At 51.9% G+C, this 15805-nt stretch carries 19 protein-coding genes; 5 read left to right on the forward strand and 14 right to left on the reverse strand.

Features of this window, described 5'->3' with window-relative positions:
* Positions 1-47: 47 nt before the first annotated feature.
* Entirely contained in the window at positions 48-1364 is a 1317-nt protein-coding gene (locus DW806_RS04340) for an amidohydrolase family protein (protein WP_243022628.1), read from the forward strand.
* 56 nt (positions 1365-1420) lie between these two features.
* On the opposite strand, the gene DW806_RS04345 is transcribed toward DW806_RS04340, so the two are convergent.
* A complete protein-coding gene (locus tag DW806_RS04345; RefSeq protein ID WP_116705343.1) occupies positions 1421-1636 on the reverse strand; it encodes a hypothetical protein in 216 nt (71 codons plus the stop codon).
* 398 nt (positions 1637-2034) lie between these two features.
* Between DW806_RS04345 and DW806_RS04350 the strand changes: the two genes are divergently transcribed.
* Both DW806_RS04350 and DW806_RS04355 read left to right on the forward strand, forming a co-directional pair.
* Positions 2035-2457, forward strand: coding sequence for a MarR family winged helix-turn-helix transcriptional regulator (locus DW806_RS04350; RefSeq protein ID WP_118729224.1), 423 nt, complete (start codon positions 2035-2037; stop codon positions 2455-2457).
* An 11-nt stretch (positions 2458-2468) separates the two neighbouring features.
* On the forward strand, positions 2469-3095 hold the full coding sequence (locus DW806_RS04355; protein WP_116705346.1) for a YczE/YyaS/YitT family protein: 627 nt from the start codon (positions 2469-2471) through the stop codon (positions 3093-3095).
* Between the two features lie 18 nt (positions 3096-3113).
* Here DW806_RS04355 and DW806_RS15875 read toward each other — a convergent pair whose 3' ends face one another.
* The 10 genes from DW806_RS15875 to iolC form a co-directional block, all read right to left on the reverse strand.
* Entirely contained in the window at positions 3114-3248 is a 135-nt protein-coding gene (locus DW806_RS15875) for a hypothetical protein (RefSeq protein WP_278278737.1), read from the reverse strand.
* A gap of 240 nt (positions 3249-3488) precedes the next feature.
* A complete protein-coding gene (locus DW806_RS04360; protein ID WP_118729225.1) occupies positions 3489-4673 on the reverse strand; it encodes a Gfo/Idh/MocA family protein in 1185 nt (394 codons plus the stop codon).
* A 14-nt stretch (positions 4674-4687) separates the two neighbouring features.
* Positions 4688-5368, reverse strand: coding sequence for a 3-oxoacid CoA-transferase subunit B (locus DW806_RS04365; protein WP_118284779.1), 681 nt, complete (start codon positions 5366-5368; stop codon positions 4688-4690).
* The gene (locus DW806_RS04370; RefSeq protein ID WP_118284780.1) at positions 5361-6056 is read right to left on the reverse strand and encodes a CoA transferase subunit A; all 696 of its coding nucleotides are present in this window, start codon (positions 6054-6056) and stop codon (positions 5361-5363) included. Before DW806_RS04370 ends, DW806_RS04365 begins: the two co-directional genes overlap by 8 nt.
* Positions 6057-6076: 20 nt before the next feature.
* On the reverse strand, positions 6077-6964 hold the full coding sequence (gene iolE, locus DW806_RS04375) for a myo-inosose-2 dehydratase (RefSeq protein ID WP_118729226.1): 888 nt from the start codon (positions 6962-6964) through the stop codon (positions 6077-6079).
* An 11-nt stretch (positions 6965-6975) separates the two neighbouring features.
* Positions 6976-8838, reverse strand: a complete 1863-nt coding sequence (gene iolD, locus DW806_RS04380) for a 3D-(3,5/4)-trihydroxycyclohexane-1,2-dione acylhydrolase (decyclizing) (RefSeq protein ID WP_118729227.1) — start codon at positions 8836-8838, stop codon at positions 6976-6978.
* 33 nt (positions 8839-8871) lie between these two features.
* Complete coding sequence (locus DW806_RS04385; protein WP_158578287.1) at positions 8872-9657, reverse strand: sugar phosphate isomerase/epimerase family protein; 786 nt, start codon at positions 9655-9657, stop codon at positions 8872-8874.
* A gap of 62 nt (positions 9658-9719) precedes the next feature.
* A complete protein-coding gene (locus DW806_RS04390) occupies positions 9720-10526 on the reverse strand; it encodes a 5-deoxy-glucuronate isomerase (RefSeq protein ID WP_117490217.1) in 807 nt (268 codons plus the stop codon).
* Position 10527: 1 nt separating this feature from the next.
* On the reverse strand, positions 10528-11361 hold the full coding sequence (locus DW806_RS04395; RefSeq protein ID WP_118729229.1) for a class II fructose-bisphosphate aldolase: 834 nt from the start codon (positions 11359-11361) through the stop codon (positions 10528-10530).
* Positions 11358-12389, reverse strand: coding sequence for a 5-dehydro-2-deoxygluconokinase (iolC, locus tag DW806_RS04400; RefSeq protein WP_118729230.1), 1032 nt, complete (start codon positions 12387-12389; stop codon positions 11358-11360). The genes DW806_RS04395 and iolC overlap by 4 nt, the downstream gene beginning before the upstream one ends.
* A 155-nt stretch (positions 12390-12544) precedes the next feature.
* On the opposite strand from iolC, the gene DW806_RS04405 reads away from it, so the two are divergent.
* A complete protein-coding gene (locus DW806_RS04405; protein WP_118729231.1) occupies positions 12545-13291 on the forward strand; it encodes a DeoR/GlpR family DNA-binding transcription regulator in 747 nt (248 codons plus the stop codon).
* Between the two features lie 134 nt (positions 13292-13425).
* Positions 13426-13878, forward strand: coding sequence for a VOC family protein (locus DW806_RS04410; protein ID WP_116705357.1), 453 nt, complete (start codon positions 13426-13428; stop codon positions 13876-13878).
* Positions 13879-14049: 171 nt separating this feature from the next.
* On the opposite strand, the gene DW806_RS15110 is transcribed toward DW806_RS04410, so the two are convergent.
* The 3 genes from DW806_RS15110 to DW806_RS04420 all read right to left on the reverse strand — a co-directional run bounded on the left by DW806_RS15110 (position 14050) and on the right by DW806_RS04420 (position 15684).
* On the reverse strand, positions 14050-14205 hold the full coding sequence (locus DW806_RS15110; RefSeq protein ID WP_158578288.1) for a hypothetical protein: 156 nt from the start codon (positions 14203-14205) through the stop codon (positions 14050-14052).
* A 178-nt stretch (positions 14206-14383) separates the two neighbouring features.
* Positions 14384-15451 (reverse strand): tyrosine-type recombinase/integrase, encoded by a 1068-nt coding sequence (locus DW806_RS04415; RefSeq protein ID WP_118729232.1) that lies wholly within the window; start codon positions 15449-15451, stop codon positions 14384-14386.
* A complete protein-coding gene (locus DW806_RS04420; RefSeq protein ID WP_118729233.1) occupies positions 15448-15684 on the reverse strand; it encodes a hypothetical protein in 237 nt (78 codons plus the stop codon). The genes DW806_RS04415 and DW806_RS04420 overlap by 4 nt, the downstream gene beginning before the upstream one ends.
* Positions 15685-15805: the final 121 nt, after the last annotated feature.

Consider the following 15805-nt stretch of genomic DNA (forward strand, 5'->3'; position numbering starts at 1 on the left):
TTTTCATGTCCATTTTTACAGAACATCGTACAGAAAGGTCGATCACAATGAAACTGCTCAAAGGCAACATTATTCACGCGCCCATGCTTGAAAAGCTCGAAACGATCGAAAACGGCGCACTTCTGCTGGAGGACGACGGCACAATCCGCGAGGTGCTGCACGCGGCGCCGCAGGACTTTGACGGCCGCGTCTACGACTGCTCAGGTCTGCTCATCATGCAGTCGTTTGCCGATATGCACCTGCACGCGCCCCAGTTTCCGAACGTCGGCATGGGCATGGACCTGCCGCTGCTCGACTGGCTCAAAACCTACACGTTCCCGGTCGAGGCGAAGTTCGCAGACCTCGACTACGCCCGCCGCATCTACCGCCGTCTGGCGCACGACCTCATCGCAAACGGCACAACGCGCGTGTGCATGTTTTCCTCGCTCCACACGGACGCGACGCTCGTTCTGATGGAGGAGCTCGAAAACGCCGGTGTGACCGGCTTTGTCGGCAAGGTCAACATGGACCGCAACGGCGGTGAAAACCTTGAGGAGACCACCGAGGAGTCCATCCGCGAAACGCGCCGCTGGCTTGAGGGCTGCCGCCGCTTCCGCTTTGTCCGCCCGATCATCACGCCGCGCTTTACCCCAGCCTGCACAGACGAGTTGATGACCGCGCTCGGCAAAATTGCCACCGAGCAGAACCTCTGCGTCCAGTCGCACCTGTCGGAAAACCTCGACGAAATCGCATGGGTGCGCTCGCTCCACCCTGACTGCGCGCAGTATTGGGAGAGCTACGACAAGTTCGGCCTGTGGAAAAGCCACACGGTCATGGCGCACTGCATCCACTCGGACGAGCGCGAGCGAACCGCCATCCGCGAGGCAGGCGTCGTTGTGGCACACTGCCCGGACTCCAACATCAACCTGTGCAGCGGCATCGCGCCTGTGCGCGAAATGCTGAACGAAGGCATTCACGTCACCCTCGGCACGGATATTGCCGCAGGCTCGTCCCTCGCCGGCAGCCGCATGGTCACGATGAGCATTCAGGCGTCCAAGGTTCGCAGCTTCACCGACCCGGCACACCCGGCGTTTCTGACCGTGCCCGAGGCGTACTACCTCGGCACGACCTCCGGCCACCGCTATTTCGGCGCAGGCAGCGGCTTCACCCCCGGCGACCGCCTGCACGCTGTCGTGGTGGATGACCGCAGCTTCACCGAGACCCCGTGGGCGCTCAGCCTGCCCGAGCGGCTTGAGCGCGCCCTCTACACCATGAACGCCGCAAATATCACAGCCGTCTGGTCGGAGGGCCGTCTGGTGCATACCCACGAGGCGAAACCTGTCCGTGAACACAGAACGCGCATCGTCGCGCGGGGCGCGAAATAAGCTTGCACAGAAAAACCGGAGAGCCGGGGGATTTTTCCCTGCTCTCCGGTTTCGCTTTATTCTTCTATCCGGTCGAGAATATCGTCCGCGAGGTCCTCAAGCTGCTCGTGCTCCTCGCTCCACTCGTCGTAGGCTTCGGAGCTCATGTTCTCCGGCTCGCGCTCGTCGAGCGCGGCAATGCGGCGGCGTATCTCTGCAAGATACGCCGTGAGCGCCTGCCGGTCCATCACGTCGAGGTCGGGCGACGCGCCGAATGCAATGATTTCCGCCATCTCTGCTCTCCCCTTTCCGTTGTGGCTCTATCATACCATCTTCTGTCGCGCCCCGTCAATACGTTTCGCGGTTGTCTTTTTCTGTATCCTGTGCTATGCTAAATGCACAGTCACCGCTTTCCCGTTTCTACGAAAGCGGTTTCGATTTTTTTGAGCAAAGCCTGCAAATAAAAAGTCAAGTTCCAAACAGGACTTGAGAAAAGAAAAATTTCGGTTGATTGTAAACTGAAGTTGAACACTCAAGGCAATACCGCATACCTGGGTAAGAGCGATTTGCGAGCACAGTTTGCGCTATTTCCACGAATTTTTTCGTTTTCCGCGTTGGTGCTCTTGACATACGAACCAATCCGCGCTAATATACAATGTATTGTATATTATATTTAACAAGGTGAAATTACATGGATATTTCGTATATTCTCACACGAAAAATACAGCAATTATCGCATCGCATCGTACTGCGCCGCAACAAGGATCTGAAAAGCATGGGACTTACCGCCGAGCAGGCGGACACGCTCCTGTTCTTTCATGCGCACAGCGGCAGCTCCGCCTCCGACCTACGGTGCAGCCTCGGCGTGACCCACCAAGCTGCGCGCGCACTCGTGCAGCGCATGGCGGACAAGGGTCTGCTCTGCGTGACGCCTTCGCCGCGCGATGCGCGGTACAAGCTGATTGCGCTCACCGCCGAGGGCGAGGAGCTTTACGAAACCATGCAGCGCAACTGCACGAACTTCGGTGACCGTCTTCTCGAGCACATCCCGGCAGACGACCGCGAAAAACTGCTTGCGATGATCTCGCAGGCGCTCGACAACATGGAAAAGTGAGGTGAAACCGCATGAAACCTTCCTCTGATCTCAAAAAGCGTACGGCCTGGTATATTCTCGGTCTGAATCTGATTGCAGCGGCAGTGGTGCTCAACATCCGCTACAACGTCGGCGTTGCCGCGTTCAGCTCGGTGATGTACGCCATTTCAGAGATTTATCATATCTCGCTCGGCACAGCATCCATTCTCTGTTATCTGCTGTTTGTGGTACTGCAATGTATCCTTTCGCGCAAAATCACACTTACTTATCTGCTCGAAATCCCGCTTTCGTTTGCGTTCGGCATACTTACCGACGTGTACGACTGGCTCATTCCCGTGCTACCGTTTCCGCTGCCACTGCGGCTGCTCTGCTTTGCGCTGACGATGTTCATCACCGGCGCGGGCGTGTTCCTCTGCGTCAAGAGCCGCATGGTGCTTACCCCGACCGATGGCATCGTGAACACGATATCCGAGGTGTTTCATCTGCGGTTTTCCACCGTCAAGAACGGGTTTGACCTCTCTATGGTTGCCATCAGCGCTGGATTGTGCCTGTTCCAGCACTGCCCGTTTTACGGCATCGGTGTCGGCACGGTGCTCTCCGCACTGCTGCTCGGACGGGTCCTCAAGCTTTTTGAACTGCTCCCGCTGTCCGGCGCATAAAAACGCCGCCTGCACACATCATTCCTTGATGTAGCGCAGACGGCGCAGAAACTCTTCGTTATCGGTTTTTTCGCAGATGGCGTCAATGCCGGAGAAGATGATCCAGACCGCCATGCCGCGCCGCGCACACAGTACGAACAGATCAATGATCACGCCGATTCCTGTCCCGCGAACGGGAAAAAGCGAATCAGCCGCTTGCCTGCCTTAGGAATTAAACAGGCGCACAAACCGTTGAGGTCTGTGCGCCCTTTTCATCTGTCAAATCTTAAATTTAGTTATTTCCCAACATCAAATGCCGTTAATACGTCCGAGTCTACCTCCCCGTCTTTGATTGTATGGGGTATTTCAATGGTATATCCCGTGTTAGTGTAAATACACATACTTTATAGTTTGTCAAGTGTAGTTCACCCAAACACTGTCTTGATCCGACGAACGCACACAGTTTTCGATGAAACGGACACCCTCCGCACCGTCGCGGATATTCGGGAACCAAATATCATCCATGACTACATTGGACGATTCTCCATGGATAACACGATCCATTGCAGTTGCGAACCGGCGATACAGATTCGCCCAAGACTCAAATAGCCCTTCGGCATGTCCACCTCCCATGCGGTCACAAGTGATGGCTTCGTCATCCTGATAGAGATATCCCTGACCACGATCTAGAATCTGAACTGGCCTTCCCTGCTCCTCAAAAATAAGCTGATTGGGGTGTTCATCCCACCACTCGATAGATGCCTTTTCACCGACTACTCGGATTTTCTGCTGATGGGTAGAACCAGCGTTGACACAGCTCGCCCACAGGTTGCCGACCGCACCATTATCGTATTGGATCAGAACAAAAGCGTTGTCCTCCAGAGGGGCACGGCTCTTGACAAAGCTCTGTCTGGCACACATCAGCTTTTCAATTTTGAGGTTGGGTACCATGGTTTCAGCGAGGAACAGCGCATGTGTACCGACATCCCCTAATACGTAGGAAGGTCCCGCCTTTTCGGGGGTGACGCGCCACTTTGTACCCGGATCATTCGCTTCCACAGCGGAGGAATGATAGCCGTGCGCAAATTGCATGTTGATGATGCGGATTTCGCCTAACATCCCTTCCTGAATCATGCGGCGTGCCTGATGAACCATCTGAGCACCAGTATAACCGTAGGTCACGCCAACGATGCGATTTTGCTTTTTTGCAAGAGAAACCAGTTCTTCAGCCTGTTCAGTTGTAAAGCAAAGCGGCTTTTCACAGATGGCATGCAGACCGGCTTCGAGCGCGGCTTTCAGGATCTCGTAATGCGTAAAGTTGGGAGTCGCGATAGAGACCGCCTGAATGCCGTCCGGGCGCTTAGCTTCCTCGGCAAACATGGTCTTGTAATCGGGGTAGCAGCGCTCGGGGGCAACGCCCCAGTTGACGCCGAATTCCCGGCCGCGCTCCTCGTTCACATCGAACGCACCCGCGCACAGCGTGAACAGGCGATCCCGCAGCGCGGAATTGCGGTGGATATAACCGATCTGGCTGCCGCGGCCGCCGCCAACCATACCCCAGCGAATGGGCTGTTCCAGATGGAATTCCTCGTTAAACATAATCAATATCCTCCTTATACGATATTCATTTCTGTCAAATTTTTTGAAATTGCAAACTCAGCTTCGGTTACTGCCTGCACATCGTCAATCGTATACTGTGGATTTAATTCAGTCAATACAAGACCTGTATCTGTAACATTAAACACACACATTTCAGTGATGATTTTAGTGACACAATGTACTGCTGTTAACGGAAGCGTGCATTTTTTCAGAATTTTAGGAATGCCTCGTGCCGTGTGTTCCATCGCAACAATGACCTGACGAACACCTGCCAGCAAATCCATTGCGCCGCCCATTCCGGGGGTTTTCTTTCCAGGGATCATCCAGTTTGCAAGAGATCCCTCCTGATCCACTTGCAGGCTTCCCAGAATCGTGACATCTACATGTCCGCCCCGAATCAGACCGAAGGAGGTCACAGAATCGATGAATGCGCCTCCGGATGCTACCGCAGCCAGTTTGCCGCTGGCATCTGTAATATGCGGATGCCGCGTATCATCCTGCACCTTGTCTAATCCGATAATTCCATTCTCCGATTGGATCGTCACACGGATATCGGAGGGTAAATACTGCGGAATAAGCGTCGGAAGCCCAATGCCAAGGTTTACGACCATGCCATTTTTCAATTCCAAGGCTGTGCGACGTGCAATAATCTCCTTGGCGGAACGTGCTTCAAATGCGTTCAGAGCTTCACTCATCGTCTTGCCCCCCATTCACAATATAATCCACCAGAATCCCGTATGTCTGCACATCTTCAGGTCGAATCTCTCCCACGGATACCAGTTGCTCGGCTTCTGCAATGACGATATCTGCAGCAGTTGCCATAACCTGATTGAAATTGCGAGCCGTGCCGGCATACCAGACATTTCCTTCCTCATCTACCTGCTGACCACAAATCAACGCGAAATCAGCGCTCAGAGGACGCATCAGTAAATAGTCAACACCGTCGATGTTCTGCCGCCCGACCACATAATCTTTTGCGTCCTCAACCAACGTGCCAACGCCGGTTTTGGTTAAGGTTCCGCCCAGACCGGCACCGCCTGCTCGGATCATCTCCGCCAAAGAGCCTTGCGGCAACAGATCAATACGCATGGTACCGGCATTCATCTGCTCTGTTGCCTCTGGGTTCAGTCCAATATGGGTAGTAACTAAGCGGCTGACCTGATGATTGTGAATCAGCTTGGCTACGCCATAATACGCTTCTCCGTTCGGGCCTTCCAAGAGACCGGCATCGTTGCAGATGATAGTAAGATCCTTCTTTTGACTGGCTGCTAGCGCATCCATGAGACGATGTGCCGTGCCACATCCCAGAAACCCGCCGCACATGATTACGGCACCATCCGGAATCATATCAACAGCTTGCTTAGCGGAAAGTTGTTTCTTCATGCTGCACCGTCTCTCCTTAATTATACGCCGAGCTGCTCGCGCATGAACGCGCGCGCTTTCTGGGCGTACTCCAGCGGATCAGCCTTAGCGGGATCCTGCTCGGCCTCCACAACGATCCAGCCCTCGTAATCGCTGGTCTTCAGAATCTCAAAGATCGACATCCAGTCCACGCAGTTGCCGTCGCCCGGCACGGTGAACATACCGTTCTTTACACCCCACAGGAAACTGTGGCCACCCGACTTGACCTGCTCAAACACCTCGCTGCGGACATCCTTCACGTGGATGTGCGCAACACGGCCGATGTACTTCTTCAGGATCTCGACCGGGTCCTCGCCCGCAATCGTCGAGTGGCCGGTGTCGAACAGCAGTCCGACCAGAGCCGGATCGGTCAGCTTCATCAAGCGGTCGATCTCATCCAGCGACTGAATGCCTGTGCCAACATGGGGATGGAAGCAGACCTTCATTCCCTTCTTTTGGGCGCGGCGGCCCAGCTCGTTCAGACCCTCGGCCAGATTCTTCATCTGCTCCTCAGTCAGGATCGGGCAGTTGGAAAAGAGAGGAGTCTCCTCCTGGCCGTGTACGGTCACGCCGCATTCACCGACGCCGATCACACGAGCGCCCAAGCCATAGGTAAAGTCCATGTGCTTTTCAAACTCTGCAAAGGTACGCTCGTTCTCAAAGGTGGTGAAAAAGCTCGAGAACCACATATTGCAGATCTGCAGACCGCGCAGATCGAGCGCCTTCTTGAGCACATCAAAATCCTTGGGGTATTTGCAGCCACCCTCGCTACCCTTGTATCCAGCCAGAGCCATTTCGCTCAGGCACTGCTGATAAGTCAGTTCGCCGCCCAGAGAGGGCAGGTCATCGTTCGTCCAGTTGATCGGCGCGCAGCCAAATTGTACCTTCATATTTATTCTCCTTAATATTTCCGCAGATTCTTGACAACATCATTCAGCTTTTCGTAAGCCTTGCGCACGGATTCCTTCTCGGCGACAGAGGCGGTGCCAACACGCCAAAAATTCTCATAACCTTCGGTCATCGTTCCAGGCAGAACCATGATCTCGATCAGGGTCGAGACATCGGACTGCTTGCTGGCCTCGATGGCAGCGTGCAGCTCGGTGAGCGTGGTGACGCGCCAGGTCTTTACGCCATAGGCAGAGGCAAGCTTGGCATAGTTCACCGGGACGTAACCGCCGGTCAGTCCGCCGGTGGACTGTTCACGGAAGCGGAACTCAGTGCCGAAGGTACCCATGCCCTGCGAACGCTCCAGATTGTGAATGCACTGGTGGCCGCTGTTGTTGAAAAGCAGAACGTTGATCTTGTGCCCCTCCTGAATGCTGGTCAGCAGATCGGAGTGACCCATCAGGAAGCCGCCGTCGCCGACGAAGGTATAGACCTCGTGCTCGGGATCGGCCAACTTGACGCCCAGAGCGCCGGAGACCTCATAGCCCATGCAGGAGAAACCGTATTCCAGATGGTATGCACCCGGACGGCGCGCAGTCCAGACGCGTTCCAGATCGGACGGCAGACTGCCGGAGGCGGCAACGATATTGTCCTCGCGCAGCAATTCATTCAGTTCCATCAGCACGCGGGTCTGGTTGAGCGCCGCGGCTTCCGGAGCCTCCAGCTGCGCCAGACGCGCAAGCTCGGTCTGCCAAGAGCGCTTTGCGTCCTTTACCTCATCGCTCCAGTCGGTGTGCCAGCCGCGCGCCTGCAAAGCGGTGTGCAACGCCTCCACGCCTGCACGCGCATCGGCGACAACCGATTCGGCATCCAGCTTGAGCGCGTCCATGCGGCTGGTGTTGATGGAAACAAAGCGTGCATCGGCTGCAAAGCCATTCTTGGAATTGGTAACAAAATCATTGAGTTTGGTGCCGACCGCGAGAATCAGATCGGCCTGCTTGGTGATCACGTTGGCAGACAGCGTGCCGCAGATACCAGCGCAGCCGAGATACCAGTCGCTTTCGCAGCTGACCTCGCCCTTGCCCGCCTGCGTCTCGGCAACCGGAATACCAAATTCTTCAGCGAACGCCAGCACAGCCGCGCCCGCATCGCTGTAGCGCACGCCGCCGCCCGACAGAATGACCGGCTTCTTGCTGGTCATCAGAAGTTCTGCTGCCCGCTCCACTGCCTCGGCACTCGCGGGCTGGCGATCCAAATGCCAGACGCGTTTTCTAAAGAATTCTTCAGGGTAATCATAGGCTTCTCCCTGTACATCCTGAGGAAGGCAGACAGTGACCGCACCGGTCTTAGCAGGATCGGTCAAAACACGCATGGCGTTGAGCATGGCTGTCATGAGTTGTTCCGGGCGTTGTACACGATCCCAGTAGCGGCTGACCGCCTTGAACGAATCGTTGACGGAAATCGAATAGTCCTCGTCATGCTCGAACTGCTGGAGCACCGGGTCGGGCTGGCGGTCGGCGTAGGTGTCGGACGGCAGCAGCAGCACCGGGATACGGTTGACCGAGGCCGTGCCGGCTGCGGTAACCATATTGAGCGAGCCGGGGCCGATGGACGCAGTGCAGGCGTAGATCGCGCGGCGGCGCATCTGCTTGGCGAATGCCACACAGACGTGGGCAATTTCCTGCTCGTTCTTGCCCTGAATGAAGGGCATCTGGTCGGCATACTGCTCTAATGCCTGCCCTAATCCCACTACATTGCCATGACCGAAAATTCCCATGATGCCATGCACAAACTTTTCTTCTTTCCCATCAACGCAGACATATTGCATGTCAAGAAAACGTACCAACGCCTGCGCCATTGTCAGCTTTACTGTGTTCATTTTCATGATCTCCTCACTGAATGTTCGTTACTTTCATCTATTCAGCACATATTTATCCAGCAATCGGCTGGTTTCGGCAGCCACTTCCGCTACATCACACTGCCAATGCTTGGCACTGATCAGCTCGTAGCTCCACCAACCCTCATAGCCGGTGTCCTTGACGGCCTGCACCCACTCTGCAAGAGGGACTTCACCTTCACCAGCGTACATACCTCGCAGAATAGTCTCATCGAAGGATTCTCCCTCCTTGGGAAGCCTGCAGTCACAGAAGTGAATGTGATAAATACGATTAGGATCAAAATGCCGCACATCATCCGGTGTAGTATCACCGCCGACAAACAGATGGAAAAAGTCGATGACGGTGCCGAAGTTGTCCCGTCCTACTGCTTGGATCAGCTTCTGTGTCAGGCGAAGCGAGTTGATCGGTGACCACCCAACAGGCTCCAGCTGGAAGCGCACGCCGTACTTCGCACCGATGTCACAGATACGCGCAATATTTTTTGCGGTCAGTGCAATTACTTCATCTTCCGAACGCCCCTCCAGAGCCAGCAGTGGAACGAGTTGGATGCAATCACAGCCCAACCGCTGCGCAACCGCAGACAGCTTTTCTGTTTCTGCCAGTGTATTCCGCACCGCATCGTCGTCTGTCCGCTCCACATTGGCAATATCATTGATGCTGATGATCTGCATGTTATATTGTTTCAGCCGTTCCGTCACATCACTTAATGGACTTCCGGAGGATAAGTAGTCCCAAATTTTGCTTGAAGCCACTTCCATTGCGCCAAATCCGGCTTCGCTGGCCAGGCGAATGTCGGTCATTAGATTGCTTTTCCAAATTGATTTCGTATGTAATGCCTTTCCTAACATGCGTAAGTCCTCCTTTACGCTTTTCCTTCGCAGGAATCAGGCCAGTATTTTGCGCCGGGTTGTTCCACCCACAGATGCTGCGGGTCAAAATCCGGTTTAATATACGGATTCCCTTCCAGATGCCGAATGACCCAAAGGTAATACATCGCATAGCCGGGGGCGGCAACCTGTGGATGAACTTTGTTGGGTTCAATTAAAACGGTGTCGTTGTGTTCCAGCAGAACGCCTTCCTCTCCCAGCCGCAGCAAGCCAAAACCGTTTTGAGGATAAAACTTATAAAAGTAGATCTCCGGCTGTGCGTGTGAATGTGACGGGAAGCCGGACCATTTTCCGGGATAGTGCATATCTTCCCCAAACATGATATTGGATTCCGGAGAAAGTTTTACATCCTGTGCCGTTCGCACAATACGAGTACCGGCCTCGTTCATGAAACCTTGGCCACGTACTTCTTCCACAATATCATCCTGAGCGCGGATTACCGGCATGAAATCACGTTCATTTTCAGTTCGAATGACTGCGATCTCGCTCTCTTTTGCAATACCACGCAATTTGACAGGGATATCCTTGGGCAAGTTTACGCTCCAGATCGTATCGTTGGTGTAGGTGGGTCGAGTACCCTTTACGATTTTTCCATTGAACTCGACTTCAATTTCACCGTAAAGCAAGACAAATACACGTTCAAGCGGCAGGTTATCTTCAAATTCCATATCTGCGGAAATCTTGAGGATACCAAAATCCATCATCATCTCACGATACTTGCCGTTTAATTCTGTAATTGGGTGATAACCAATCGAAAAAGGCTCCTGCTGATGAATTTTCATGTTAATTTTCCTCCTGCCATAGCATTTTGATGATGTGAAGCGCCTGTTCTTCTACCTGCGCAATTGGATGACTGAATAGGCGAAGTCGATCGAATTCGTCCGGCTGGGCTTTCATTTCGGAACGCAAGTGATCTGCAAAGGTCTTTCGTAAAACGGTTCCAAAATTCATTTTTCCAACCCGAGTTTGCTTGAGCTGTGAAATTTCCCCCTCCTTGATGCCGCTTGCTCCGTGAATTACCAGAGGTAGTTGGCATTTGTGTTCAATTTGCTGCAAAACAGGAAATTGAATGGAAACCTTACGGGTGGCTAAACGATGAATATTCCCAACCGAAACAGCGAGCCAATCGACCTGTGTCTGCTCCTGCATTTCCCGCGCTTCTTCCGGATCGGTTAGATTTATTTCGGTTTCTCCGATATCGCTATACGGAACGGTTCCCAGTTCCGCTTCTAAAAACACGTTTTTTTTATGTGCATACTGCGCAATAGCTTGTGTGATCTTCAAATTTTCGGTTATCGGTAGGTGCGAACCATCAAACATAACCGAGGTAAAGCCGCTGTCGATCGCACGGATGAGGGTATCTGTTTCGGTACAGTGATCCAGATGAATGCCAACAGGTACACTCGAAGATTCGGCTAAAGCGTTCAGCAGTGCTGACCAATGCTCCACCGCCATTGCCGTACGTGCATCACGGTTGATCATCAGCAAAACCGGACAAACAGCGCGTTCGGCGGCACGGATCACAGCCTGCGCATCTTCGTATCCAAATATATTAAATCCCGGGATGATTCGCTTTTGCTGTGCGGCCTGTGCAACATAATTCTGTTCCCACTTCATGGCATCATCTCCTTTTCGTGCTGTGCACGATGCTGCTCTGCGGCTTGTAAATTAGGCATTGCATCTCCACAGCTGATTGTTTTCAGCGCCAATGAGGCACAGGCGGTGCCAAGCTGCATTGCATACGCTAAGTTGTGTTTTCGCAGAATGCCATACATCAATCCTGCTGCGTATGCATCACCGGAACCAAACGTCTTTACTGCTGCGGTAGGAATGCTGCCGCAGCGCAAGACCTTACCGTCAGACGTGTATGCTGCGGATCCGTTTGCACCGTCCTTTACAATGACCAGCTTCACGCCGGCATTCAACAGCGCCTGTGCTGATTTGGTATTGTCTTTGTTGCCCGGCATGGTGAGGTATTCAACAGCATCAAATTCTTCTCGATTGCCAATAACGATGTCGCATTGTGTGATCACCTGTTGGTAGCAACGTGCAGTTTCATTCTTTGATACCCATCCGAACGGTCTGTAATCGATATCTAAAACGGTCATCGTTCCAAAATCTCGTGCCAGCTGCAATATTGTAAACATTGCTTCACGCGAAGGGGATTGAGAGAAGGCAGTGCCAGAAAGCATCACGGACTGGGATGCGGCAATCAGATCACGATTTACATCTGCGGGGGAATATAGCATATCTGCTGTTCCCTGCCGGTATAGATACGTTCCATGGTGGAATGCATCCCCGCCGGTTGCATAGCCGCCACTCTCTTCGGCGCTGATGATCTCTGTTACTGCAATACAGTTGCGAGCCCCTGTTTTATCAACCACAATACCTTTGGTTTCGATATTTTGTGTCTGCAAAGCGGATAGGATATATTCTCCCATACCATCGTGCGCTACTTTTCCAAGAAAGCCTGTTTTTAGTCCTAAACGTGCCGCTCCCTGCACAATATTAGCGGGAGATCCGCCTACGGATTTTGTGAATGCCGGGATATCAGCAAAGGTGCAGCCTGCTTTTGTGGTGTTCAGGTCGATCCCCGCACGTCCGGACAATAACAGTTCTATACGCCGATCCTGCACATTTTTCATGTTGGATTCCTCCTTTGGGCTTTCGTTCCCTTGTTGATTTTAGCATATCACCATCCTGCGTTTATTTCAACTTTCGCTTTCTTTCAGTTTCGATTATTTCATATTGACATTTCGTTTTATTTCGTTTATCTTAAAAGAAGAAAGGGGAATGTACTATGACAAGTCGTATTGAAGAAATAAGGAAGATGCTTTTTACAAATAAAAAAGTGTTAGTCAACGATTTGAGTGAGCAGTTCGACATCAGTCGTGTTACCATTCGGAAAGATTTGCAGCAGCTAGAGGACGAGGGGATTGCCAAGCGTATTTACGGTGGTGCGGTGCTGGCGGACTGCGCTTTGCCTTCTTCGCTATCCAATGTAAACGATCGAACACGAATTGCTTTGGCTGAACGCGCTTGCGAAGAAATACAGGATGGTGACAGCATTTTTTTGGGATCCGGACAAACCTGCTGCTATCTGGCCAAGCTTCTTGAGCGCTTTCATGGCCTGTCGATCGTAACGAATAATATTACCGCGCTAAATGACCTGTTGAAGACGGATTCCCGCGTATATCTGCTCGGTGGAGAAGTGACATCCACAGATGCGCATACCTTATTTTCAAGTCCTGAAAACCCAAACACCTTCACAAATCATGTTTTCGTTTCAAAAGCATTTACGAGTATCTCAGGCATTGATTTACAGGCGGGGCTTACAGTACATTCTATTGTTTCGACGCATATTTATCGCAATCTGCCGTCTATGGCACGGTCCTGGTATTTGATGGCAGATTGCCATAAATTTGGTCAAATTGCCATGTATCCTGTTGCCGATCTCGATGCATTTCAATATCTGATTGCGGATGATGTGCCTGAAGAATACCGTACGATTTTGCATCAGAATCATACCGAAATCCTTTTGATATAGTACCGGTAAGGTTTATGGCAACACCGCACAATTAAAGCTGCGGCGTTTTGCGGAAATTATGCGGTATTGCCTTATGAATACAGTTGTGTAATGAAAACAGGAGTATGGAAAATCTTTAAGGAGATATATAATAAATGGTTGGAAGAATATATCACGTTGGATTAACAATATCAGATTTGGATAGGTCGATTGCTTTTTATAGAGATATTCTTGGACTTGAATTCCAAGGAGAATTATTGATGGCGGGTGAGGAAACTGATAAATTATTTCATAGGCGAAACTGTAAAGCACGGATTGCTTATCTAAACGGTTCTAAAAATGTTGAATCTCCACCGGTTGAACTTATTCAGTTTATAGATAATGCGGTTCATAAGATACAGTCAGATTTATTCACTACATCTATCTCCGAACTGTGTTTTTATACTGATGATATTGATTTGACTTATAAGCATTTTATTGAAAACAATGTAGAGTGCTTATCTGAACCTCAACATTTCAATTTCACTTCACAAGGATTTGGAGAAAGTAAAGCCTTCTATTTCAAAGATCCAGATGGAATTATACTTGAAATGATGCAAGCACTATAAAAAGAGAACGAAGCGTCCTGTTTGTTAGTCACAAACGCTTTCTCGTTGTGGCTCGCTGCATAAAATGCGGCCGGCAACCTATAGGCTGCCGGCCAGAAAATCTTTATATTTTTTCACTGTCCTCTTGACGGGTAGCGGTTCAATTCACAGACAGCAGGCCCTTTCGATCGTTTACTTCTGCCCTTCCTCAAGCGCTCGCTTGGCCATCGTATAGCAGGTTTCCACCGGCAGCTCGACAAGACTGGCAATATTCTGATAGGAAATGCCCTCCGCACGATACTTGAGAATGGTCAGCGTCAGCTGCGTTCTTTTAATCGCTTTCTGCAATGCATCCGAGTCGTACCGCTTGTTCTCTTTGTCTTTCTTCTAGCATTTACAACAGAACCCGTCCGGTGATGCTGTCCAAATTTCTCCGCACGCTTTATAGAGTGACCGTTCTCTGCTTCGGTGGCGGCAAATCGCACAAATCCCATCCTCCGCATTCGTGGGGCGTTGCTGACACACCTTACACAAACTTTTGAAGTTTTTCATAGAAATCCGCTTTCGGGATTTTCTCCTCCGCATGAGTCGGCGCAAACAAGCGCGTGTTCTGCCATGCGTGACCGATTTTCCCGACCGGCTCGATTGCTTCCATTTCGCGGTGCATGGACGCTTCGCGCGGGTGAACGTAATAATGCGTAGTAGTCGTCACATCGGCGTGCCCGAGCAGACCTGCGACAGTCGCGGCGTCCACGCCCTGCTCAATGGCGCGCATCGCAAACGTGTGCCGAATGTCGTGAAACCGTACATTCGGCAGGTGCAGACCGACTAGCACATCTCGCCAGTAAGCGCTCAGATGGTCTAGGTCGAGCACGCCGCCCACTGCGCTGTAAATTGTCTCTGTCGGCGCCCGTTCAAACAGGGAACGAAACCGCTCCCACTGCACGGTCAGCAGGCCTTGCAGCACTTCCAGTAGGTACAGTGAACGCTCCGAAGCCTCGGTTTTCGCCGTGCTGAACACCAGTTTTGTGCGTTTTCCGTATTCCGCGCTCGGGTCGATCGTGACGCGCCGAACCGTCTGCGTGATATGCAGCGTGCCGCTCGACGCGTCGTAATCCTTCCACCGCGCTGCGCAGACCTCGCCGATCCGCATTCCGGTGTACAGTGCAAGAATGATGCCCGCATTGTTAAGCGACAGGTCGGAAAACAGCCACTTTTCGAGCTTTGTCTGCGCGTTGTCGCTCAGCATCGTCAGCTTTTTCGCCCGGCAGTGCGCGTAAACGGTTTCCGGGACCGGATTTGCGGTCAGAACTCCGTCTGCGACCGCACGTTTGCAGCAGACATCGAGCACCACGCGCAGGTTTTTGACACTTTTCGCGCTCAGCGGACCGCCGGTGCGCAGATTGCCATGCTGTGCCTCGTCGTTCAGAAACCGTTGCACGACCGCTGTCGTCAGCTGGCTCATCGGCAGATTACCCAGTTTAGGGAGAATATGTTTATACATATTGTCGCAGTAATGCTCATAACCGCTCGATTTCGCCACGGGCTTGACATATGTTGCGAGCCATTGCCCTGTCCATTCGTTCAGCGTCATACCGTTTTCACCTTGAACGTCTGAAAAATACGGTCGCCCATGTGCGGCGCGTGCTGATGATACTCACACTGCTTGCGATAACAATATCGCACAAAAGCTGCCTGCATATTGTCCAAACAAACTTTTCTGCCGTCCGGCAGAGTCAACTGCTGACGTTCAAAGTCCCAGCTTTCCCAGCATACTGTTTCGATACCCGGATATGGAAAAACACGAAATAAATATTTGTTTTTCATTAAATCTCGCCTTCCTTTGTCATTTCATAAATGCAAATACCGTCAAAAATAAAAAACTGTGCAGATCTAAAACCTACACAGTATTTATCGGTATGACAAAGAGACGGAAGTTCTGCACTGA

Origin of the sequence: Butyricicoccus sp. AM32-19 (assembly GCF_003480365.1) — a bacterium.
Classification (GTDB): domain Bacteria; phylum Bacillota; class Clostridia; order Oscillospirales; family Butyricicoccaceae; genus Agathobaculum; species Agathobaculum butyriciproducens.

Bases quoted from the DNA above. Each gene is read 5' to 3' on its own strand.
- DW806_RS04340 (WP_243022628.1), top strand. From the start codon at position 48: ATGAAACTGCTCAAAGGCAACATTATTCACGCGCCCATGCTTGAAAAG.
- DW806_RS04345 (WP_116705343.1), bottom strand. From the start codon at position 1,636: ATGGCGGAAATCATTGCATTCGGCGCGTCGCCCGACCTCGACGTGATG.
- DW806_RS04350 (WP_118729224.1), top strand. From the start codon at position 2,035: ATGGATATTTCGTATATTCTCACACGAAAAATACAGCAATTATCGCAT.
- DW806_RS04355 (WP_116705346.1), top strand. From the start codon at position 2,469: ATGAAACCTTCCTCTGATCTCAAAAAGCGTACGGCCTGGTATATTCTC.
- DW806_RS04360 (WP_118729225.1), bottom strand. From the start codon at position 4,673: ATGTTTAACGAGGAATTCCATCTGGAACAGCCCATTCGCTGGGGTATG.
- DW806_RS04365 (WP_118284779.1), bottom strand. From the start codon at position 5,368: ATGAGTGAAGCTCTGAACGCATTTGAAGCACGTTCCGCCAAGGAGATT.
- DW806_RS04370 (WP_118284780.1), bottom strand. From the start codon at position 6,056: ATGAAGAAACAACTTTCCGCTAAGCAAGCTGTTGATATGATTCCGGAT.
- iolE (WP_118729226.1), bottom strand. From the start codon at position 6,964: ATGAAGGTACAATTTGGCTGCGCGCCGATCAACTGGACGAACGATGAC.
- iolD (WP_118729227.1), bottom strand. From the start codon at position 8,838: ATGAACACAGTAAAGCTGACAATGGCGCAGGCGTTGGTACGTTTTCTT.
- DW806_RS04385 (WP_158578287.1), bottom strand. From the start codon at position 9,657: ATGACCGACATTCGCCTGGCCAGCGAAGCCGGATTTGGCGCAATGGAA.
- DW806_RS04390 (WP_117490217.1), bottom strand. From the start codon at position 10,526: ATGAAAATTCATCAGCAGGAGCCTTTTTCGATTGGTTATCACCCAATT.
- DW806_RS04395 (WP_118729229.1), bottom strand. From the start codon at position 11,361: ATGAAGTGGGAACAGAATTATGTTGCACAGGCCGCACAGCAAAAGCGA.
- iolC (WP_118729230.1), bottom strand. From the start codon at position 12,389: ATGAAAAATGTGCAGGATCGGCGTATAGAACTGTTATTGTCCGGACGT.
- DW806_RS04405 (WP_118729231.1), top strand. From the start codon at position 12,545: ATGACAAGTCGTATTGAAGAAATAAGGAAGATGCTTTTTACAAATAAA.
- DW806_RS04410 (WP_116705357.1), top strand. From the start codon at position 13,426: ATGGTTGGAAGAATATATCACGTTGGATTAACAATATCAGATTTGGAT.
- DW806_RS04415 (WP_118729232.1), bottom strand. From the start codon at position 15,451: ATGACGCTGAACGAATGGACAGGGCAATGGCTCGCAACATATGTCAAG.
- DW806_RS04420 (WP_118729233.1), bottom strand. From the start codon at position 15,684: ATGAAAAACAAATATTTATTTCGTGTTTTTCCATATCCGGGTATCGAA.